We start from the raw sequence: 20,989 nt of genomic DNA on the forward strand, positions 1-20,989 counted from the left end.
GCATCCTGTCGAACTGCCAAACTGCTTCGCCATGCCGAAGCAAGACTGAGGAAATTGACGAATCCGCCCTGTATGGAATGCACGACGATTCCGCAAAACCTGAAGACGAATGAATATGCGGGCGGATTGCAGCGTTGAATCAGATCCCTTCGATTGAACCTTGCTGCAAAATTATTAAAGTTCCCAAACAATTCGCTGTCAAGAGCCTCACAGGCGCAGCACGATCGTATCGATTGCTTACCTTAAGCGGTATATCAAAGCCGTCATAGGCGTTCATGACTTCGCGCAGTTCACTGGTGGTTTGCCCGTGTCATGCGTGCGTCATTGGCCCCTTTCAGTTCGTCACAGGCATCATGGCCGAACAATGCGCAAGCCGTCAATCGATTCGCGACTTGCTACGGTCATACCGACTCGTTCTATGGTTGCTTCGGCTTCTGTTGATGAAATATACGCATGGCTATTCTGCTGTACTGGTGACGAAATGCCATGGGGAAAAGACGCTATAGGTTTCAAGGAATTTTTGTTTCGCCGATGGGTGACGCAACTCTGCGTGAAAAGAAAGTTGGCAATTGCAACGTCGCGGGCCGCCGCCAGCGTTCATCGCTTGCATCGGCGTAGCGCGGCTGCCCTCTCGCACGAACCGGTTCGACGCATCATGACGCGCTCGCTCGCATCGTGGACATCGCGGTGCGCGGCACTCGCGCTGCTCACTGGCGGACTTCTGTGCGGTTGCGCGATGGTCACCGTCAGCTCACAAGGCCCGGAGCAGTACATCGCGATGCGCCGCGGCGACATTCTATCGACCGGCCGTCTGAGCGCCGCGACGCGAGACACCCTGCACATCGCGGCACTCGATGGGAACACCTGCCAACGTGAGCCGCTCGATTGCATCAATACGATCTCGACCGTCGACGGAATCAATACCGACCGGCGATTGTCGAGCCTCGCCGAACTGTCGTTGCAGATGGCCATCACCAACACGCCCGGCCAACGCCAGCGATTGGAGCGACGCGCAATTCGATCTGTGGCTCGGGGCCGCGCGATTCGCGTATGCATTTCTGTTCCTCGGTGAACGCACTGCTGGCGAACGTGCATTCGAAGATCGTCAGACCCAGGTCCGTGACTACTACAACTACGCGGTGCAGGAGCTTGCCCACGCGCTGCTTCTGCGTGGCGCGCTCGCTACCGATGCCGGCAACGGCGTGCCGGGCACGCAGTACATCGCAGGGGGGTCCATTCATCTCGACCTGAGCCGAACCCGGCTACCCGAAGGCGTGCGCGAACCGCGCGAAGTCATCCCGGCGTCGCGGCTGTCGTTCGCGGGGATACGTAGCATTTATCGACGCGATGGTTTGGGGGCGGAACTCGTTGCTGTGATGAACGTGCCGCCGCCTGAAGATGATGTCGATGCGGGTGGCAATGCCAGCGCCGACACGCGTGTGTCCGCCCGCGTCGATGGTCCCGCGAGCGCACCGTCCAACCTCGGCGTGTCGTCGGCAGCCGCGGGACGGCCAAGGCCGGCGTCGCGCTTTTTCCGCGAGATGCCGTCGCCGAACATGACCGCGTCGATCTGGTTCAGCCAGGCCACGCTCGAACAGGTGCTTGCCTCGCATGAGGTCGTGCTGTCCGTCTATGATCCGTATCGCGAAGACAGTGTCGAGCGACACGGCCAGACTGTGCCACTTTCGGCCAACTTCAGCGCGGGCTACGGCATCTGGCTCGCGCGCTCGGGCTTCGCCGGGCAATCGTTGCGCACGCTGTTTGGACGCGCACACGGTATCGATACGCCCCGCATCTACATGATGCAACCGTTCGATCCCAATCGACGGATCATTCTGATGCTGCACGGCCTCGCGAGCAGCCCCGAAGCATGGGTCAACGTCGCCAACGATATTCAGGGCGATGAAGTGCTTCGCCAGCATTTCCAGGTGTGGCAGGTCTACTACCCGACCAACGTGCCGATTCTGGTCAACCTCGCGCGCATCCGCCGCGCCACGCAACAGACGCTCGCGCACTTCGATCCAGACGGTACGGTGCCGGCGTCGCATGGCATGGCGTTGATTGGTCATAGCATGGGCGGCGTTCTGGCGCGGCTGCTCGTGTCGACTTCCGGCGACGCGCTTTGGGCGACGTTCGAGGACAAGTACGTGCCCGAGGGCACCGATATCGATCGCGAGGACGAGCGGCTCGATCGGCTACTGAACTTCACGCCGATGCCGCAAATCGAGCGCGCCATATTTATCGCGGCCCCCCAATCGAGGCACGCCGTTCGCGAGCAACCGGCTGTCGCGCTGGGCGGCCAACCTCGTGCGTCTGCCGCTTGCCCTGCTGAACGAGATCGAGGAAGTGATGCAGACGGCGACGAACATCGAACCGCAGGGACGGACCTTCCATGTGCCTAGCAGCATCGAACAGCTGCGCGAAAACGGGCCGCTCGAAGATTCCGACGATGGCGTGGTCCCTTATCGCAGCGCGCATCTCGTGGGCGCGCTGTCGGAGAAGGTGATTGTTGCTGGACACAGTGTGCAGGAGACGCCGCGGGCGATCCTCGAGATTCGGCGGATCTTGCATGAGGATATTGCACAGATCGATCAGCGCGGGGAGGTTTGCGGGGAGGCTCGGATAGCGAAGCGATGGCGGCGGGGCCAGCTGTCTTTCGCGGCGGCTCGGACTTGGGCTCGGGGTTGACGAGCTTGCTGTTGCTGGGCTCCGTTCGAATCACTGGTACAGCGTTCCGAATCAAGCCAGCGTGATCGAGGCAGGCGCGGAAGATTGGTTTGAATGAGCGGTCAGGTCAGCGGAACGCTCGAAAGATCGCGACGGCCGCTCGAAATTCTTTCGCTACAAATTACGTATTGAACGTTACGGATTGGCGGGGCACGTGTGTTCATTCTTGCGCGTTGTCGTCGTTTGGCGGGAGTGATGGGGTATCGTGCACCAATTTGACTGATTGGCGTGAAACAATGGCGTGCATTGGTGAAAAAAGTCTTTTAAAACAATAGGTTGACACGCATAGAAGACGTTTCGCAATGTTTCACGCCGTGTCGGTTGGCGAGATTGGCCGAAGAATCGAAAATTCTCGCTCGTATTGGCTAAGGGTCACTCATTTTTCGATATTTAGTTCGCGAAAGTTGGCGGTATGTTCAGTCCCCGTATATTGTTAGGTCGCCGATGCGCGACCGCTGCATCTGCTGAAGTTCAAGTTGGCCACACGCGTGGCGACTGACAGTCGCTCGCATTGCCGATGCGCGATCGTCTTTATCACAGGGCGGGCCGGGAGAGACTCTTTACGTTCGCGAGATTTCCGCGCTTGCCCTCACCTATCCTGCCGTCCATCGTCCGACAGATTTCTTGCGGATGATCTGGGAGCAGCGATGTTGATTTCGCGCTGAACGAGTGGTCTGACGCAGGCCCATCCGGGTGGCGTGACATACGATCGGACGGAGATCATTCGTTGCGGTCGAGTCACTCACTACTCCGATGCTTGCCCAAAAATGATCGGCGCGGTTGCGATGCATCCCTTCGAATACTTCTATCTGGGTGTCTCCCCGGCGGGTGGGTAGATCGGTAGGCGTGACGACCGACATCAACTACCTTTAGAGTGTCCTCTCTTGACGACGGTGGGACGTTGGTTTAACGCGATTACGACCAATTCATCGCGGCCGGCAGGCGTTCGCGATTGACTTTCTGGTCGTCGATCGAGACGCTGGATCAGCAACAGGATCTGATTTGAGGACAAGCTTGCGCCGTGGCGAACACCGTTTGCGAAACGGCGATGCATCGTTTGAGAGAACGCGCGATACATGATTCGGGGTCCCTTAACGCGACGTTCCAGTAATAACTGGCTCCCGCCGGATCTTGACGCATGTCGTCTGTTCGCTGAGGCAAGCCCCATTCACAGCCCTTCCTTTGCGCGTTTGTTCGTGCCGCTTTCATTGCTAATCGTACGGAACAGCTTTTCCGGCAGAACGACTGCCGACTTTGCGGTCGATAAGCGGTGGCCTCAACGCTGCGCGCGTTCATTGCCTGAGGTACACCGGGAGAGTGAAGCATTCTTGCGGGACGTCGACGATCTTCGCCGACGTTTGCTGCGGCCGACAGCGCCATCATAAACACAGCTGTTCATGGACAACCATGTGCAATGCACGTCGCGCACTAAGGGCCGCGGCCTTTCTCATTGAGAAGATTGGAACCGACGATAGCGGAGTCGAGTCGTCTCGGGGAAACGCGTGATGCGGCGTTGGGTTGAGAATGACCGTGGATGGCCTGCCGGAATAGAGTTTCCGTTTATAGGACAGAGGGCAGGCGCTCCATCCCGTCCGTCATATGTCGCCCGTGCGATTTTGTATGTGCTCCGGGTAATGCGACCGTCAACGAAGCAGCCGAGCCCGGCTCAATGGATGCATCAGAAATCCCCAGTCATTGGCTGTCTCGCTCATGGCGAGCGGCTGACCCGCCGCAGGCGCCTGCGAGATCGCTGCGAACGCAATACTGCGTGAATCGCTCCACGGGTCGTGCAAGGCGCAAAGGATGTGCGTTCGCGCGGACGCGGCACGCTTTCATCGGCATCGGGGGTGCGTCGTCAAGAATGTCTAGAGTCTAGACACCGGATGGCGCAAAGGTAGGGCTGCGGGGTGAGTGTCTAGACTCTAGACACTCTTCGAGGTGGACCGATTTGATTGACCCAAAAAAAAGCCCGCACTAAGCGGGCCTTTTAACACTACAACCGAACCACCGATTAGCTCGTCTTCGGCTGCGATTGGAACATCTGTCCGATCAACTGTCGTATCTGAACTTCTTGCGCCTCGGTGATCACTCCGGTCTTGATCTTGATCGTGAAGTTACTCACATCCTTGGTGATGCTCCCAGCGTGCTCTCGTCCCGCGAAAAATTTCTCGATGCTGCGTCCGCTGGTACCACCCGACGTCGTCTGCCGGGTCGCCAGGGCGGTGATTCCCGCCGCGACCTTGCCCTGATCCATTTCGCCTCTCACCAACAGAGGCCAAATTTCGCGAGCGGCTTTAACGCCATCCTCGCCATGCTTTTTGATAGCCGCTGCAATTGCTTGCGCCGCAGTCCCGCCCAATAGTCGCGGTTGAATATCGAGATCTTTCTTGATGAAGTCCGGCAGATTGTCGAACGACAAGAACTGATACAGACCTGCCCGCGACAATCCCATCGCTTCCGCCAGTCGCTTGCGATTCGGGAACTCTGTTTCCGATCGACGAATCGCCACGCCTATTTCATAGTCAGCAAGGTCGTCGCGGCTAATGTTTTCGACCATTGCGAGCACGGCCATATCCGAGTCGGAGCAATCCGCAACCACGGCCTTGATCGTGTCCAGCCCCAACATTTTGTGCGCACGCCAGCGTCGTTCGCCGGCGACGATCTGATAGTCGTCCGCGACACGACGGACCACGATCGGCTGCATCAGTCCAACTTCGCGGATCGACTCCGCGAGCTCGGCTAATTTTGCTTCGTTGAACACGCGACGCGGCTGCCAAGGGTTCGGCAAGATGCCAGCAACCGCCAGTTGCGATGCGACGCCAGTCGATTCCAGTTCCTGCACGCGAAGTTGCGCAACGGCCAGCGCGCCGGCAAGGCCGGGCGCCGTTTGCGTGCGGTTGCTGCGCTTCACCTCGTCCTCGTTGATCGACGAAGTTTTGCGAATGCCCGAGGTCTTGGCCAGCAACTGTTCTCGCATATTGCTCATTGCGCGTTCCTCCATTTTTCCGAATAGATCTCGTCGATCCAGCGACAGTAGTCGACGAGAGGTTGCCGCACGCGTTGCAACGACTTGGCCGCGCTGTGATTGCTGCTGATGTCGAAGACGGTCGAGAACGCCAACGCCCCGGTGCTCATCACCGAGCTCGCCGGTACCTCGATCGAGTGCAGCCAGTTTTCGTACGCGCTTTGCGCCCACGCGCGCACGATCGGCGCCGACGAGTTCCGCCCATAATCGACCCGCGACAACACCAGCGACACGAAGTCGTACTTCTTGTCCGTCTCGAATTTGATAAAGCTTTTGGACACGTCCGAGAAAAGTCGCCAGAACGACAGCGAGCTGATGAAGTCCAGGTTTTCCGGCACCATCGGCATCACCATGGCATCCGCGGCCATCAGCGCGTTCAGATTGAGGTACGACAGCGACGGCGACGTGTCCATGAGAATGTAGTCGTACTTCTTGCGCAGCGGCTCGAGCCCTTGACGAAGCACGGTCCAGAAGCGAAAACCCGGTCGCATCTTTTGCATCGCCGGCAGATGGAACTCTGCTCCAATCAGTTCCGTGTGCGCAGGAATCACGTCGATGCCATCCCAGTACGTCGACTGGACCCGCCCCTCGAGGCCACCTTCGATGTCCTGGTCGTAGACGTACGGCAATACTGTGTCTTCAGGCGTCACGTCTTTTTCCGCGTACAGTCCACACAGTTCCGAAAGCGACGCCTGCGGGTCGAGATCAACCACCAACACTTTGCGTCCCCGCAGCGACAGCCCCTGGGCGAGGCACATCGTCGTCGTCGTCTTGGCGGAGCCACCTTTGAGCTGCGCGGTGATAATGATCTTCCCGTCTGGCTCCTTCAGGCGCGTGACCAGTGGAGTCTGGTAGATGTCGGAAATCTTTTGTACCCAGATCCGCGCCTCCTCCAGCGTGAAGGTCCGGGTACGGCCCGTGCCTGCCGCCGTGCCCGAAGGCAGTTCTCCGTCGCCTTTTGTCGCGAGATACTGAACCTGCGAGTGTGAGACGTTGCACATCTCGGCAATCTCGCCGGTCTTGAAAACGGGAGCCGTTTTTCGAGGACGCGGAGCCAGAATCGTGTCACGCAGCTCATTAGTGAAAATGGTGACTTTTTCTGCGAACTCACTGATCTGCTCAAAGTGAACGGTTCGGTCTACGGCAGGAAGTTGGCTCGTTCTGACCATTCTGAGGTTTTTCCATAAAATTCCAGAAACCTCAGAATACAGGAAATACTTGAAAATAGCTTTTTAAATTACTGTTTTTATGCGGATTTTCTGCAAATTTCTGTATTTCCAGACCGTTTTCGGTTGCGGAATCGCCGTGGAAACTAAACGAGCCTCGAAACACTGCGTCCTCGAAGGCACAAATGACCTCACCTTTCTTCGCAATCTGGGTAGCGGAGTCGGCACTCCTGCTCGAGACTTAGGCACTGGGTGAGGTCATTTGTGCACTTTCTCATTTCCTGAAAGACCGGTCCGGCGATCTTCTGCACAACCGACCTCACCATTGTTAGATTTTCGCCACCTCCCTGCGAGTGCTCCCCGCGCCTAGAACCCAAATGCACAATCAACCTCACCCACAGAAGCGGCGATACACCGGCGCCAGGCCGTCAGCCAGAGGTTCAGCTCATCGTCAAGGGTTGCCAATCACCGTAGCAGCACAACCAACCTCACCTTGGCAACAGCTCTTCCAAACCCGGTCAACGTTTCGCACAATCAACCTCACCATGCTGCATCGCGCAATCTTCAGCCGCATTTATTTGTGTGCTGGGTTAGTAGGTTTTTTTAAAACCGAGAACGAACCCACAAACCAACGCAACCAAGCACTATTCAATCCATTCAAGCACTTAAGTTCCAAAAGGTGAGGTGCGTTGTGTCGAAGGTGAGGTTCGCTGTGCTCAGAGGTGCGGTTGGTTGTGCAGCAAGGTGAGACCGATTCCCCGCCAAGGTGCGGTTCGATGTGTTTGCCACTGCGTCAAATCACGAAGGTGAGGTGGGTTGTGCAGCGACTGGGAACGAGGTTGAAAGGGCCGTCGCACAAGGCCTTGCCGCGCGAACGCCCGCCCGCAAGGTGAGGTTCTTTGTGAACATGGTGAGGTTCTGTGTGCCGAAACGCGGAAGGGACACCGAAACGGCCTCCGTTGCGGTCGTTTGATGGTGAGGTTCTGTGTGTTGACAGCTCACCACCGCATGCTTACAGTCCCGGGAGCGAAAAAGTGGATGAAGAACATGGCCGCGGACAATCCGGAAGAGGGCAGGTCGAAAGCGACGTCACGCCAGATGGCGCTCGCGCTGTTCGAAGACATGTTCGATCAGGGATTGCGCATCAACGAGGCCAATCGCGAGATCGGTTATCAGCGCAACGATTTCTTCACCGAAATCGTCAATATGGGGCTGCCGGCGCGGCGCTTTCTCGATGCCGCGTACTTCATCGTCGCACAGGAGCCCGAGCAGCGCGATCAGTACGACGTCGAACTCAACTACTTCAAGTGGCTGATGCGTTACGACAGCCGCAACCTGAAGCACTTGCGCACGATCGCCGACGAAGCTCAGAACGCGAAAGTCCGCGTGACGAATACGCCCGCGGACCGCGATCCCAACGAAAACGATCTGTGGGTGCAGGTTCAGTTGATCGGTATGGTCGGTTTTCATCGCGGACGTATGCGTTTTGACGTCCATCCGCGGCTGGTGCCGCATATCCGCGATCCGCAGAAATCGCATTGGCTGAGCTTGCGCATTTCCACCGCGTTCACGCGCAGTCTAGCGCGCGCGATCTACGACAAAGTTTTGCCCAACGTGCCCGCGGGACGCACCGACTGGATCCAGCTCGAGGAAATGCGCAACTGGCCCGGCAAAATGGGCGCGAATGCCGCCATCTTCAAATACTTCAAGCGCGATTGGCTCGAGCCGGCGGTGCGCGAGATCAACGAAGTGTCGGACGTCGAGATGTCCTATGAGACGCGGACTGCATCCACGACGTCGAAGAAAATCGACCGCATCCGCTTCCTGCTAAAGCGCAAGGACACAGCCGACGCGGTACTCGCGAGCCTCGCCGACGCGAGCCATCTGTACAAGATTCTCACCGACGAATTCGGGCTCTCGACCAAGCAGTTCAGCGAGATTTCGGAGAACCGCGAACTCTGGACCGACGAACGTATCCAGCAGGCCGTCGAATACACGCGCTTCAGGGTCAAGCGCGGCCAGGTCAAGAAGAGCCCCGCGGGCTACCTGATGCGCGCGCTACGCGACAACTGGAAGATCTCCGACGCCGAGCGCACGATGGTCGACGTACAGGCCAAACTGCTCGCCGACGAAACGCAGGAACAGGCGGTCAAGACCGAAACGAGAAAGACCGTGGCCCACAGCATCGCGACGCGGGAAGAAGAAGTGCGCGCGCGCATGAACGAGGATTCGCGCAAGGGCCGCGACCATTTCAACGCCGCCGATGCGAAGACGCGCAAGGAACTGATGCATGCGTGGACGACGTCGCGCGAAGGCAAGCTGATGCTGCGTCGGATGAAGCTCGAACCGTCGACGGTCACCGAAGATGCGATTTTCGCGAATACCGAGCTGGTCTGGTATCTGGGGCAGTTCGTGTTCGGCCGGATGAATGCGGCGCGCGCGGCGGCGTGAAGTGAGCCGGAAATCGGCTGCAAAGCAGCCCTTGCTACTTCAGACGCTCAGAACGCTCAGAACGACCCGAACAGCGAGCCCAGCACGATCACCACCACCAGCGCGAGTAACGCGCCGAGAATCCCGACTATCACGATGTCGCGATAGCTTTCGCGGTGGTTCGACCCACACACGGCAAGCAGCGTCACGACCGCGCCGTTATGCGGCAGGCTGTCGAGTGTGCCTGAGGAAATCACGGCGACCCGATGCAGCAGCGCCGGGTCGATGCCGTATTGCGCAGCCAGTTGCAGATAGGTGCTGCCGAGCGCGTCGAGCGCAATGGTGAGACCGCCCGAGGCCGAGCCGGTCAGCGCCGCGAGCAGATTGGTGGCGACCGCGAGCGATACGAGCGGACCACCGCCGATACCCAGCACCCATTCGCGCACGAGCGCGAACGCTGGCAGCGCGGCGATCACCGCGCCATAGCCGACCAGACTGCCGACGCTGAGCACCGGCAGCACCGATGCATTCGCGCCCGCATCGATCGTCTCGCGCAGCGCTGGCAGGCGATGCCGATTGAGCAGCACGAGCACGACGATCGCGACGGTGAGCGCCACGCACACGCCCCACACACCGCCGACCGCCGCAAGCGACGTCTCGCCCCAACGGACCTCGGCCAGATAGTCGGCGTCGATGCGCGGCAGCACGATCACGTTCATCACGAAGTTCGTCAGCACGACGAGCACGAGCGGCGTGAGCGCGACGCCGAACGAGGGCAGACTCTCGCTGACATGCCCGCGCTTCGCTTCCTCCGGATCGAAACTCTGCGATACGCTTGCGCGCTCGCGCACGAGGTTGTCGCTGGCCGGCGCCCCGGTGGATTTCACCGCCGCCTCGAGTCCGTCGAATCCTTCATTGGCCGCCTTCGCGCGCGATTGCTGCAAGGACAACCACCAGAGCCCGAACACCACCATCACGATACTCGCGATGATGCCAAGCCCAGGCGCCGCAAACGGCGTCGTACCAAAGAACGGCATCGGGATCGCGTTCTGGATAGCCGGTGTGCCGGGCAGCGCGGACATCGTGAACGTCGACGTGCCGAGCGCGATCGCGGCCGGCATCAGACGGCGCGGAATATTGGCGGCCTGGAAGAGGGCGGTGGCCATCGGCGCGAGCACGAAGAACGCCACGAAGAGGCTGACGCCGCCATAGGTGACGAGTGCGCCACCGATCACGACCGCGAGAATCGCCCGATGCGCGCCAAGCTTCTCCGTCATGTAACTGGCGATCGCCTTCACGGAGCCGCTGTCTTCCATCAGCTTGCCGAACAGCGCGCCGAGCAGGAACAACGGAAAGAACTGCGCGAGAAAGCGCGCGGCGCTGAGCATGAAGGTCTGGGTCCAATGCGCGAGAATCGGTTCGCCCGAAATCGCGGCGGCCAGCATCGCGGCGAACGGCGCGAGCAGCAGCACGGTCCAGCCGCGGTACGCGAAGCCGATCAGCAGCGCGAGACTCGCGAGCATGCCGAAAAGCCCTAGACCGATCGCGAGCGGTGACAGGGTGATGACTTCCATGGTCAGACTCCGTCGAGCAACGCGTCGAGATCCAGCGAGGAGCGCACGCCGATCGAATCGCCGTGCTCGGCGAGGAACGCGTCGGCGGCACGCCGGCCTTCGTCGCGCAGCATCGTCAGAAAGCTCCACTCGGCGTTCAGCTTCGACGAGTAGCCGAGTTCGGTCATCAGCTCGCTCGCGATCCGATGGATGCGCATCGCCGCCCAATGGCGGCCTTCGTCGCTGCCGGGGTCCGCCGCGCGGCGCAGCAGCGCGATCATGCGCAGCTCTTTCAGCAGTGGCGCGTTGAAGGCAACTTCGTTCAGGCGACTGATGATGTCGCGCGCGGTGCGCGGAGTTTCGTCCCGCACGACGGGATTGACCTGGATCAGCAGCGTGTCGCTCGACGTGCATTCGCGTACCAGCGGCGTCATGGTCGGATTACCGGCATAGCCGCCGTCCCAGTAGTCTTCACCGTCGATCTGCACGGCCTGGAACAGCGTGGGCAGGCAGCCGGAGGCGAGCAGCACGTCAGGCGTCAGGTCGGCATTGCGAAACACACGCGCCTGGCCCGTGCGCACGCGCGTCGCGGTGATGAACAGCTTGATCGGCGCGTCGCGCAGATGCGCGAAATCTATCGAGTCCTGCAGAATCTTCGCCAGCGGATGTACGCCGCGCGGGTTCAGGTCGTAGGGAGAAAACACGCGCGCCGCGAGGTCCATCGCGATGAAGAGCGGCGAGTAGTCGAGCGTCCAGCGGCCCATCAACACGTCGAACGGGGTTCGGCGAAACGGGCTGTACACCGATGCTTCGAACACTCGCCGCCAGAAGGCTTCGAGCGCGGCGCGCGCGCCGGCCGCGCCGTCTGCCTGATAGCCGCTCACCAGCACCGCGGCGTTCATCGCGCCAGCCGACGTACCCGATATTCCTTCGATCCGCAGCCACGACTCTTCGAGCAAACGGTCGAGGACGCCCCATGTAAAAGCACCGTGCGATCCGCCGCCTTGCAATGCGAGGTCGATAAGGGCGGGTTCGCGGTGGGTGGGTTGGTTTTTTGTTGCAGCCAAGACGACTCCGGTAGTGAGGAGTGCTCCATTTCGCGAGCTGACGCCGCATGCACGGCGGACGAATGAACTGCTGGCCAATGCTGTGAACTACCGAATGAGGTGAGGCGTGTTTCAAAGGCGAAACATCGCACTGCACCATTGGTATTGGAAGTGGCCGGTGACTAAAAGTCAAGCGTATTCAACTTGATTCACAGAGCTTGCGAGCAACCGGCTCGTGGCCGTCATCGCCCGCTTGCTGGTCACGCCGAGGTCAAAAACAGCGTGTAGGGAGGCCGGCCGGCGCGCCGCTTACATAAGCCGCTCACATAATCATGGATAGCCGGAGTATCTTTGCACGGTTGAGCGCGATAGTGCGGTGGCAATCATGCAATCTGCGTTATCCGTTTGCGCGTGCCGCTTAAATGCTAACTCGCGTGTATATCTTCGCTGTTTCGCCTTGCGCTAATCGCCGCGGCGTATTGCAATGTAATGTATCGTCTCGGCCGCCGGATACATTACGACATAATTCGACTGATGAACCGGGCTATAAAGCAGGCATCGTCAAATCACGGAGAGCATCATGAACGCCGGGTTGCTGCAAGGGTCCTGTCACTGCGGGGCCGTCAAGTTCGAAGTTCGCACCGAAATCGTTCCGGCTGGTCGTTGCAACTGCAGCCTGTGCCGCCGCAAGGGCGCGCTGATGACACCGCTCTTTCCCGCCAGTCAGTTGAAGATTCTGAGTGGCGAGGATTCGCTGACGCTATACCAGTTCAACATGAAGGTCGCGAAACACTACTTCTGCAAGCATTGCGGCATCTATCCTTTTCATCAGACGCGCAAGGATCCGCAGCAATGGCGCGTCAATATTGGCTGCCTCGACGGGGTCGATCCTTACGCGCTCGAAGCCGGCGTGGCCGATGGCGCGAGTCTTTCCGTGCTGGAGGACGCATGAAACGCCTGTTTGCCATCGCTGTGTTCGTGGCGGGCGGCTTCGCGGCCGAACTCGCGCATCCGTTGCAGTGTTCATTGATCCAGTCGAGCGGCGTGCAACTCAAACGCCGCAGCAGATAATCCGTCGATGGAAACCTCCGACCACGTACTGATCGTCGATGACGATCGCGGTATCCGTGAACTGCTCGCGGGATACCTCGAGAAAAACGGCGTGCGTGTCTCGCTCGCGGCCAATGGCCGCCAGATGCGCGCCGCGCTCGAGAACGGCGCGCCCGACCTGATCGTGCTCGACCTGATGCTGCCCGGCGAAGACGGCCTCCTGCTGTGCCGTGAGTTGCGCGCGGGCAAGTTCCGCACTGTGCCGATCCTGATGCTGACGGCGCGCAGCGAGGAAGCGGACCGGATCGTCGGCCTCGAAATGGGCGCCGACGATTACCTGACCAAACCGTTCGCCGCACGCGAGTTGCTCGCGCGAATCCGTTCGGTGCTGCGCCGCGCGCGCATGCTGCCGCCCGGCATGGAGGTGACGGAGTCGGCGCCGATGCTGTGCTTCGGCGACTGGCGGCTCGACACGACCGCGCGCCATCTGCTCGACGCGGACGGAACCGAGGTGGCGTTGAGCGGCGCGGAGTACCGTCTGTTGCGTGTGTTTCTCGATCATCCGCAGCGCGTGCTCACGCGCGATCAGTTGCTGAACCTCACCCAGGGACGCCAGGCCGATCCGTTCGACCGCTCGATCGATCTGATGGTGAGCCGCCTGCGTCAACGCCTGCGGGACGGCGCGCGCGAGCCGCGCTACATCAAGACGCTGCGCAGCGAGGGCTATGTGTTTTCAGCGGCCGTGACCGCGATCGGAGATCCGCAATGAGCGCATCTCCATCACCGTCGTTGCTGCGCTGGCCGCATTGGCCGCGCACGCTGTTCGCGCGGCTCGCGGTGATTTTGTTCGTCGGGCTCGCGCTCGCGCAGGCGCTGTCGTTCTGGCTCACGATGACCGAGCGCGACCAGACGATGACCAACATCATGATGGGCTACATCGAGCGCGAGGTGGCGAGCTCGGTCGCGCTGCTCGATCATCTGCCGCCCGACGAGCGCGCCCAGTGGCTGCCGCGGCTCGCGCGGCGCAGCTATGAGTTCGTGCTCGGCCCGGGCGTGCCAGGCACCCCGGTCGACGCGAGCCTGTCGGCGCGCGTCGCGCAGTCGATCGGCGATGGCATCGGCACGCGTTATCCGTTGACCGTCAACGCAGTGCCGGGCGATCGCGAGCGTCTGCAGGTGCACCTGAAACTGAGCGACGGCACGCCGCTCACCATCGACCTGCGGCCGATGCCCGGCGCCCCGTTGTCGCGCTGGCTGCCGCTCGTGCTGACGCTGCAACTGCTCGTGCTCGCGGCCTGCTGCTGGCTGGCGGTACGGCTCGCGACGCGCCCGCTCAATCAGCTCGCAGTCGCGGCCGACACGCTCGGCCCCGACCTGAAGGCCGCGCGTCTGCGCGAAGCCGGTCCGTCCGAAGTGGCGCGCGCCGCGCGCGCGTTCAACGCGATGCAGGACCGGATCGCCACGTACATGACCGAGCGCATGCAGATTCTCGCGGCGATTTCGCATGATTTGCAGACGCCGATCACGCGCATGCGTCTGCGTGTCGACACGATGGACAACGACAGCGAGGCCGCAAAGCTGCGCCAGGATCTGCAGGAAATGGAGGCGCTGGTCAAGGAAGGGGTCACCTATGCGCGCACGATGCATGGCACGACCGAGGTGCCGCGCCGCATCGATCCCGATGCACTGTTCGACAGCCTGGTGTGCGATTACGTCGACGCGGGTCAGCAAGTGTCACTGCAGGGCCACTTCGGCCAGTCGCTGACGATGCGTCCGCAGGCGTTGAAGCGAATCGTTGGCAATCTGGTCGATAACGCGCTGAGGTACGGCGGCGCCGCGCAAATCGATATCGGGGCGTTGCACGATGGCGAGGCTACCGTGTCGGTGCTCGATCGCGGTCCCGGCATTCCGGTCGAGTCGCTGGAGACGGTGTTCGAGCCGTTCGTGCGGCTCGAAGGGTCGCGCAATCGTCAAACGGGCGGCACGGGGCTGGGGCTCGCGATCGCGCGGCAACTCGCGCTCGCGATGGATGCGACGCTCACGCTGCACAACCGCGCGTCGGCGGCGGTCTCGAAGCGCGGCTGACGTTGAGGAAGTTGCGCGAGTCATAGTTGGACCTCTTGCGGCGCGGACACGCAGACGATTCCGTCAGAAAAATTCACAAAGCCCGCCATTATGAAATCGTCATTGGGTTTGGACTCTTAATGACCCCCGCGCGCCATTTCGAGCCGTGGTTCTGGTGCTTCTCAGTAGTTCTGAACGATCACCGGTTCAGCTCGCTTCAGCGATTCCCCATCATTTGAGAAAACCGCGGCGGTGATGCGGCAGGTCGCATCATTGTTAAATCATCGATATTCAAAGCGACTTATCGATGCGAGCGATTCAGATGCGTGGTGAATGGTTAATTCGCAAATTCAACCAGATTCGGCAACGCAGCATCGATGGATTCGATCGCATAGCGAGCCACAGTCCGTTACCTTGTCTTCGATAAATTGACAAACGCCAATGGACAGACCATTCTTTTCGTGTGGTGGTTGCAGAGTAGCGCGGCTGATCAACAGCAAGATTGGCCGAGAGACACGTTTCGTTCGAATCTGATTAAAGATCCTTGTTAAAAAGGTAACTAAAAGGAATCCGAATGGCGTCCACTCCACAAAAGATGTCAAAAATGCAACTCACCGGGATGGTGGTGGGCGGCATGGTCGGAGCCGGGATCTTTTCCCTGCCGCGCACTTTTGCCAATGCCACCGGTCCGGTGGGCGCCGTGATTGCCTGGCTGATTGCGGGCACGGGCATGTATATGCTGGCGCGCGTGTTTCAGGCGCTGGCGGAACGCAAGCCCGAACTGGACGCCGGCGTGTTTGCGTATGCGAAAGCGGGCTTTGGCGACTATCCGGGCTTTCTCTCCGCATTTGGCTATTGGATCGGTAGCTGTATCGGCAACGTTTCTTACTGGGTGCTGATCAAGTCGACACTCGGCGCGTTTTTTCCCGTGTTCGGCGACGGCAATACGGTCGTTGCGATCGTCGTTGCATCGATCGGCATCTGGCTATTTCATTTCATGATCCTGCAGGGCGTGCAGCAGGCGGCCTTCATCAACAGTATCGTCACGATCGCCAAGATCATTCCGATTCTGGTGTTCATCGTGATCCTGATCTTCGGCTTCCGGTTGGACCTGTTCCAGGCCAACCTCTACGGCGGAGGACTCGAAGGCAATATCCTCGAGCAGGTGCGGGCCACGATGCTGGTCACGGTGTTCGTGTTCATCGGTATCGAAGGGGCGAGCGTTTATTCCCGTTATGCGAAGAAGCGCTCCGATGTCGGCCAGTCGACGATTCTCGGCTTCGTCGTCGTGACCTCGCTGATGGTGCTCGTGACGATGCTGCCTTACGCAGTGCTTCAGCGCGCCGACATCGCGGCCATGCGGCAGCCGTCGATGGCGGCGGTGCTCGAAGCGGTGGTCGGTCATTGGGGCGCGGTTTTCGTCAGCATAGGTTTGCTGATTTCGGTACTGGGCGCTTATCTCGCCTGGTAGCTGATTTGCGCCGAAGTGTTGTTCACGGCGGCAAAGACCGAAGACATGCCCGCCGTATTCGCGAGGGAAAACGCCAACAAGGTACCTGCCAATGCATTGTGGCTGACCAACATCGTGGTGCAGCTGCTCGTCATCAGCACCTACTTCTCGCGCGATGCGTTCGCGCTGATGCTGAATCTGACGAGCGCGATGTCGTTGATTCCGTACCTCTTCGTTGCGGCGTTCGGCTGCATGAACGCGAATCGCGGCGACGGTTACGACGTGCGCGCCGACGAGCGCCGGCGTGACTTCATCATGGCCGCAATCGCCTCGATCTATACGGTCTTCATGATCTGGGCGGGTGGCCTGAAATTCATTCTGCTTTCCGCCGTGCTGTATGCGCCAGGAACGGCGCTTTATATCTGGGCTCGGCGCGAGCAGAACAAGAATGTCTTCATCGTTTCCGACTGGATCATTTTTATCGTTGCGATCATTGGCGCGATCATCGGCATCTATGGCCTCGTAACCGGAAGGATCGCGATTTAGCTTTAATGAAATCCGATTGAACAGAGCGGGCCAACATTGGCATTCAGGAGATCATCATGGCGAACACGGACGCGAAAGCGGGTGAATTGGGTGTCTACTCGGAAGTCGGGCAGCTGCGCAAAGTGATGGTCTGCACACCGGGGCTCGCGCATCAGCGTCTTACCCCGAGCAATTGCGATGAACTGCTGTTCGACGACGTACTGTGGGTCGAGAACGCGAAGCGCGACCACTTCGACTTCGTCACGAAGCTGCGCGACCGCGGCGTCGAAGTGGTGGAGATGCACAATCTGCTCGCCGAAACGGTCGCGGTGCCCGAAGGCAAGAAGTGGATTCTCGACAACCAGGTGGTGCCGAATCAGGTCGGCCTCGGCTTTATCGATGAATTGAGAAGCTATCTGGAAGGGCTCGACAATCGCAAGCTGGCCGAAACGCTGATTGGCGGGCTATCCACTCACGACTTCCCGGAAGCGCATGGCGGCAAGGCGCTGGAGGTCGCGAAAGAAGCGGCGGGCGGCACCGAATATCTGCTGCCGCCGCTGCCGAACACGCTGTACACGCGCGACACGACGTGCTGGATCTATGGCGGCGTCACGCTGAATGCGCTGTACTGGCCGGCCCGCCACGAGGAGACGATCCTGACTACGGCGATCTACAAGTTCCACCCCGATTTCGCGGGCAAGGTCAACGTGTGGTGGGGCGACCCGACTCAGGACCACGGTCTCGCCACGCTGGAAGGCGGCGATGTGATGCCGATCGGCAAGGGCGTCGTGCTGATCGGCATGAGCGAGCGCACCTCGCGGCAGGCCATCAGTCAACTGGCTGCAATGCTGTTCAAGAAGGGCGCGGCCGAGCGCGTGATCGTCGCGGCGATGCCGAAGATTCGCGCGGCAATGCACCTCGATACCGTGTTCACGTTCGCCGATCGCGATTGCGTACTGGTCGCCCCGGACTTCATGGCGAAGACGCGCACCTATTCGTATCGGCCGAGCAGCCATCCGAGCGGCGTCGAGTTGCACGCCGAAAACAAGCCGTTCACCGACGTCGTCGCCGAGGCGCTCGGGCTGAAGCATCTGCGCGTGGTCGAGGCGGGCGGCAGCGACTATCAACGCGAGCGCACGCAGTGGGATAGCGGTGCGAACCTCGTGTGCGCGGCCCCGGGCGTCGTCTATGCATACGACCGCAACACGTACACGAACACGCTGTTGCGCAAGCAGGGCATCGAGGTGATTACGATCGTCGGTGCGGAGCTGGGCCGTGGACGTGGCGGCGGTCACTGCATGACCTGCCCGATCATCCGCGATGCGGTCGACTATTGATCAGTCAAGCGAATCAATCTGGCCGACAGCGCCGGCGCGCGCGTCCGCCGCCGCCAGGAACGGCGCGATCCGTCCAGACGATCGACGCGACGAATCGAATCGCCCCGCTAATCGCCGGGTTGACGCACGCGGTAGTGGCGGGCAGGTCCGGCTTGAAGTCGAACTTCCTTTTACTATACTTTTTAACGACTTCGCGCCTGAATTATCGAATTTGATATCTCGCGATTTGCAAGGATTACATTCGATAGACCAGCGATCGCTGCAATGAAGTTCGAGTTAATGAATCTGCGAGTAGCTGGACGATCACTTTTCACGTCAATCGCGTGAATGCTCGGAGCTTTCATCCACCGCACGGAGGTTCGAATATGAATAATCGCTTTGTTGCGCAACTCGTCGCCTTGTCGTTTGCCGGTATGTCCGCGCTCGCGATTGCGGCTGGGTCCATGAAGGACCAGGGCGGCGGCCAGATGGCCGGTACGGGCCGTCAGCAGGTGATGCCGACGATTCCGCACCGTGACTGGCATAAAGGTCAACGTGTGCCGGCCGAATACCGTAACTACAACTTCATGATGGACGACTGGCGCGGACATGGCCTCAATGCGCCGCCGCGCGGGCACAAATGGCTGGGTATCAATGGCGACTATGTGCTCGTAACGACGAACAACTGGACCATTTCAGACATTGTCGCCGGAACCCAGTAATGCTTCCTCGTGGGGCCCGGGCTATCCGGCGACCAGTTTTAGCGCCGGAACCTGGGCCATTCATCGACACGACATGATTTCGTCATTTTCGCGTCGATTTAATGCTGCGTGTCGTATAGCCGGTCGGGAACGAACAATGCAGTCACGCCGCTCAAAAAGAACACCGCGCCGACCACGAGAAAGCCAAGTCCGATCGAGAACTGCGTCGCGATAAAACCGATGACGATCGGCGCCGCCCCCGAACAGAAGCGCCCGAGATTATACGAGCCGCCCACCGCGGTGCCGCGCACCGACGTCGCAAAACTCTCCGACATGAATGTGCCGATCGTGCCGAGTGGCACGCCGTACAGAAAGCCGAAGACAAGCATCAGCGTGGAAATGTTGTCGTGGGTGTGCCAGAAAATGATCACGGGCAGAAAGAGTGCCGCACCGATACAGCCGAGCACGTACACGCCGCGCCGGCTCCAGCGGTCACCGAGCCAGCCCGCGAAGATCTTGCCGATGAAGGCGACCACGTATGTGCCGATCATATAGCCGGTCAGCGAGCTGAACTTGATGTGCAATTCCTTCTCGAGATACGTCGGCAGCCAGTTGTTCAGGCCGTAAAAGCCGGACAGCACGAAGGTCGACGCGAAGGTCCACAGGATGAACATCGTGCGCGCCTGGCGGTCGCGGAAAATCTGCGCGTAGCGATTGTCGACGAGCCGCGTTTTGCTCGCATGGTCGGCAGCCCGGCTCGCGAGCCATGCCGCCGGTTCGGGCACCGCGAACTTGATCACGAATGCGAGCAGCACCGGCACGGCAGACACGTAGTACAGCGTGCGCCAGCCGTACTGCGGCAGGATCCAGTTGCTGAGTGCGATCACGACGATATAGCCGGCCGAAATGCCGGTTTGCAGCATGCCGAGTACCAGCGAGCGCCGTTCTGTCGGCACATATTCGGCTACGAGCGTGGTGACCAGCACCATGCAGCCAATGCCGAGCGAACTGATAAAGCGCACCGCCGCGAATTCGACGAAGCTGTGCGTGAACCCGAGCATCCCCGCGCCGAGCGAGAACAGCGCGAGCGCCCATGCGATGACCCGCACGCGGCCGAGACGATCGCTCGCCCAGCCGCCGACAATGCCGCCGATCGCCATGCCGAGCAAGGTCAGACTGCCGAGCGCGCCCGCTTCGACATTGGTCAGCCCGAAGTCGTCCTTGATGCGCGACAGGGTGAGGCCGTACATCATCACGTCGGCGCCATCGGCGATCAGCGCGAGGTAGGCGAGCACGAAGACCAGCACCCAGCGGCCTTGCGAGACGGCGGAATGGGTCACCGCTCGATAGTTTTGCAGGTCGGATGGTGTTTTCATGAACGGGCGGCGCAAGCGGGGGATGCCGTATTCTGCTTGAGCAGAGCGGGGACGAGGAAGGCGCCGATCAGGAGGCCTATGCTTTCATGACGGCTGGTGTACCAGCCTTCCTTGTGGGTCAGGTTCATCGTACCGATGCACACGCCATCATAGGCGATCGGAATGTTGAGGATCGAGCCGAGACCGATACCTGTCATCACCGCATGATCGTCGAAGGCCTCGCGAATGCCTTGCGACGTGGCGGCACGAAACGGCTTCAGATCCTGAAGTATCTGTCGCGACCACGCGGTGCCTTGCTTCTTTTTGCGGCCGCCCAGTGGATAGATGTCCGGCAGGTTCGTGTAGACCCGTTCGACCTCGTGACGCCGCGCATCGTAGGACATGATCGTGAACAGGCTTAGGCCTATCGCCTTTGCCGCCACCGCGTGAACCGCGCGGAACAGCTCGAGCGGTTGGTTCTTCAGGCGCATCGCCAGCGCGAGACGCTCGAGGTCTGCGATATCCAGCATCTGCGTATCGTGCGGTGCGGGTTCGGTCAGGTTGCCTTGCATCATTTGCAT

The 20,989-nt window shown here is 60.2% G+C and carries 14 protein-coding genes and 2 pseudogenes; 10 read left to right on the forward strand and 6 right to left on the reverse strand.

Going from position 1 to position 20,989, the window contains the following annotated elements; genetic code table 11:
* Positions 1 to 418 precede the first annotated feature (418 nt).
* Together OKW39_RS29625 and OKW39_RS29630 are read left to right on the forward strand one after the other, a co-directional pair.
* Positions 419 to 1,072, forward strand: a complete 654-nt coding sequence (locus OKW39_RS29625) for a hypothetical protein (RefSeq protein ID WP_429564247.1) — start codon at positions 419 to 421, stop codon at positions 1,070 to 1,072.
* A gap of 67 nt (positions 1,073 to 1,139) precedes the next feature.
* The gene (locus tag OKW39_RS29630; RefSeq protein ID WP_429564248.1) at positions 1,140 to 2,402 is read left to right on the forward strand and encodes an esterase/lipase family protein; all 1,263 of its coding nucleotides are present in this window, start codon (positions 1,140 to 1,142) and stop codon (positions 2,400 to 2,402) included.
* Between the two features lie 2,336 nt (positions 2,403 to 4,738).
* Here OKW39_RS29630 and OKW39_RS29635 read toward each other — a convergent pair.
* Together OKW39_RS29635 and OKW39_RS29640 are read right to left on the reverse strand one after the other, a co-directional pair.
* Positions 4,739 to 5,713 carry a ParB/RepB/Spo0J family partition protein gene (locus tag OKW39_RS29635; RefSeq protein ID WP_184023618.1) on the reverse strand — a complete coding sequence of 325 codons (975 nt, stop codon included), beginning with the start codon at positions 5,711 to 5,713 and terminating at the stop codon, positions 4,739 to 4,741.
* Entirely contained in the window at positions 5,710 to 6,921 is a 1,212-nt protein-coding gene (locus OKW39_RS29640; RefSeq protein WP_167368785.1) for a ParA family protein, read from the reverse strand. Before OKW39_RS29640 ends, OKW39_RS29635 begins: the two co-directional genes overlap by 4 nt.
* Positions 6,922 to 7,965: 1,044 nt before the next feature.
* Between OKW39_RS29640 and OKW39_RS29645 the strand changes: the two genes are divergently transcribed.
* On the forward strand, positions 7,966 to 9,369 hold the full coding sequence (locus tag OKW39_RS29645) for a replication initiation protein (protein ID WP_167368809.1): 1,404 nt from the start codon (positions 7,966 to 7,968) through the stop codon (positions 9,367 to 9,369).
* Positions 9,370 to 9,425: 56 nt separating this feature from the next.
* Here OKW39_RS29645 and OKW39_RS29650 read toward each other — a convergent pair whose 3' ends face one another.
* Together OKW39_RS29650 and OKW39_RS29655 are read right to left on the reverse strand one after the other, a co-directional pair.
* The gene (locus OKW39_RS29650; protein WP_090810670.1) at positions 9,426 to 10,922 is read right to left on the reverse strand and encodes a GntP family permease; all 1,497 of its coding nucleotides are present in this window, start codon (positions 10,920 to 10,922) and stop codon (positions 9,426 to 9,428) included.
* A gap of 2 nt (positions 10,923 to 10,924) precedes the next feature.
* Complete coding sequence (locus OKW39_RS29655; protein ID WP_176078826.1) at positions 10,925 to 11,968, reverse strand: patatin-like phospholipase family protein; 1,044 nt, start codon at positions 11,966 to 11,968, stop codon at positions 10,925 to 10,927.
* A gap of 559 nt (positions 11,969 to 12,527) precedes the next feature.
* Between OKW39_RS29655 and OKW39_RS29660 the strand changes: the two genes are divergently transcribed.
* The 7 genes and pseudogenes from OKW39_RS29660 (at position 12,528) to OKW39_RS29690 (ending at position 19,074) form a co-directional block, all read left to right on the forward strand.
* A complete protein-coding gene (locus OKW39_RS29660; protein WP_429564249.1) occupies positions 12,528 to 12,899 on the forward strand; it encodes a GFA family protein in 372 nt (123 codons plus the stop codon).
* Complete coding sequence (locus tag OKW39_RS29665; protein WP_260332763.1) at positions 12,896 to 13,018, forward strand: hypothetical protein; 123 nt, start codon at positions 12,896 to 12,898, stop codon at positions 13,016 to 13,018. Before OKW39_RS29660 ends, OKW39_RS29665 begins: the two co-directional genes overlap by 4 nt.
* 7 nt (positions 13,019 to 13,025) lie before the next feature.
* Positions 13,026 to 13,766 carry a response regulator gene (locus OKW39_RS29670; protein WP_429332601.1) on the forward strand — a complete coding sequence of 247 codons (741 nt, stop codon included), beginning with the start codon at positions 13,026 to 13,028 and terminating at the stop codon, positions 13,764 to 13,766.
* Positions 13,763 to 15,108: pseudogene (locus OKW39_RS29675) on the forward strand (ATP-binding protein). Before OKW39_RS29670 ends, OKW39_RS29675 begins: the two are co-directional and overlap by 4 nt.
* 527 nt (positions 15,109 to 15,635) lie before the next feature.
* Positions 15,636 to 17,057: pseudogene (locus OKW39_RS29680) on the forward strand (basic amino acid/polyamine antiporter).
* Between the two features lie 125 nt (positions 17,058 to 17,182).
* Positions 17,183 to 18,373, forward strand: a complete 1,191-nt coding sequence (locus OKW39_RS29685) for an arginine deiminase (RefSeq protein WP_429564287.1) — start codon at positions 17,183 to 17,185, stop codon at positions 18,371 to 18,373.
* Between the two features lie 365 nt (positions 18,374 to 18,738).
* The gene (locus OKW39_RS29690; protein WP_429564250.1) at positions 18,739 to 19,074 is read left to right on the forward strand and encodes an RcnB family protein; all 336 of its coding nucleotides are present in this window, start codon (positions 18,739 to 18,741) and stop codon (positions 19,072 to 19,074) included.
* A gap of 98 nt (positions 19,075 to 19,172) precedes the next feature.
* On the opposite strand, the gene OKW39_RS29695 is transcribed toward OKW39_RS29690, so the two are convergent.
* Both OKW39_RS29695 and OKW39_RS29700 read right to left on the reverse strand, forming a co-directional pair.
* Complete coding sequence (locus OKW39_RS29695) at positions 19,173 to 20,429, reverse strand: MFS transporter (RefSeq protein WP_429332598.1); 1,257 nt, start codon at positions 20,427 to 20,429, stop codon at positions 19,173 to 19,175.
* Positions 20,426 to 20,989 (reverse strand): GAF domain-containing protein, encoded by a 564-nt coding sequence (locus tag OKW39_RS29700; protein WP_429332597.1) that lies wholly within the window; start codon positions 20,987 to 20,989, stop codon positions 20,426 to 20,428. The genes OKW39_RS29695 and OKW39_RS29700 overlap by 4 nt, the downstream gene beginning before the upstream one ends.

This window comes from Paraburkholderia sp. MM6662-R1 (assembly GCF_050436245.1).
GTDB classification, from domain to species: domain Bacteria; phylum Pseudomonadota; class Gammaproteobacteria; order Burkholderiales; family Burkholderiaceae; genus Paraburkholderia; species Paraburkholderia tuberum.

Excerpts from the sequence above, each read along its gene's own strand:
- OKW39_RS29670 (WP_429332601.1), top strand. The coding sequence starts at position 13,026 with ATGGAAACCTCCGACCACGTACTGATCGTCGATGACGATCGCGGTATC.
- OKW39_RS29665 (WP_260332763.1), top strand. The coding sequence starts at position 12,896 with ATGAAACGCCTGTTTGCCATCGCTGTGTTCGTGGCGGGCGGCTTCGCG.
- OKW39_RS29650 (WP_090810670.1), bottom strand. The coding sequence starts at position 10,922 with ATGGAAGTCATCACCCTGTCACCGCTCGCGATCGGTCTAGGGCTTTTC.
- OKW39_RS29700 (WP_429332597.1), bottom strand. The coding sequence starts at position 20,989 with ATGCAAATGATGCAAGGCAACCTGACCGAACCCGCACCGCACGATACG.
- OKW39_RS29640 (WP_167368785.1), bottom strand. The coding sequence starts at position 6,921 with ATGGTCAGAACGAGCCAACTTCCTGCCGTAGACCGAACCGTTCACTTT.
- OKW39_RS29690 (WP_429564250.1), top strand. The coding sequence starts at position 18,739 with ATGAATAATCGCTTTGTTGCGCAACTCGTCGCCTTGTCGTTTGCCGGT.
- OKW39_RS29625 (WP_429564247.1), top strand. The coding sequence starts at position 419 with ATGGTTGCTTCGGCTTCTGTTGATGAAATATACGCATGGCTATTCTGC.
- OKW39_RS29635 (WP_184023618.1), bottom strand. The coding sequence starts at position 5,713 with ATGAGCAATATGCGAGAACAGTTGCTGGCCAAGACCTCGGGCATTCGC.
- OKW39_RS29685 (WP_429564287.1), top strand. The coding sequence starts at position 17,183 with ATGGTCTGCACACCGGGGCTCGCGCATCAGCGTCTTACCCCGAGCAAT.
- OKW39_RS29645 (WP_167368809.1), top strand. The coding sequence starts at position 7,966 with ATGGCCGCGGACAATCCGGAAGAGGGCAGGTCGAAAGCGACGTCACGC.
- OKW39_RS29660 (WP_429564249.1), top strand. The coding sequence starts at position 12,528 with ATGAACGCCGGGTTGCTGCAAGGGTCCTGTCACTGCGGGGCCGTCAAG.
- OKW39_RS29695 (WP_429332598.1), bottom strand. The coding sequence starts at position 20,429 with ATGAAAACACCATCCGACCTGCAAAACTATCGAGCGGTGACCCATTCC.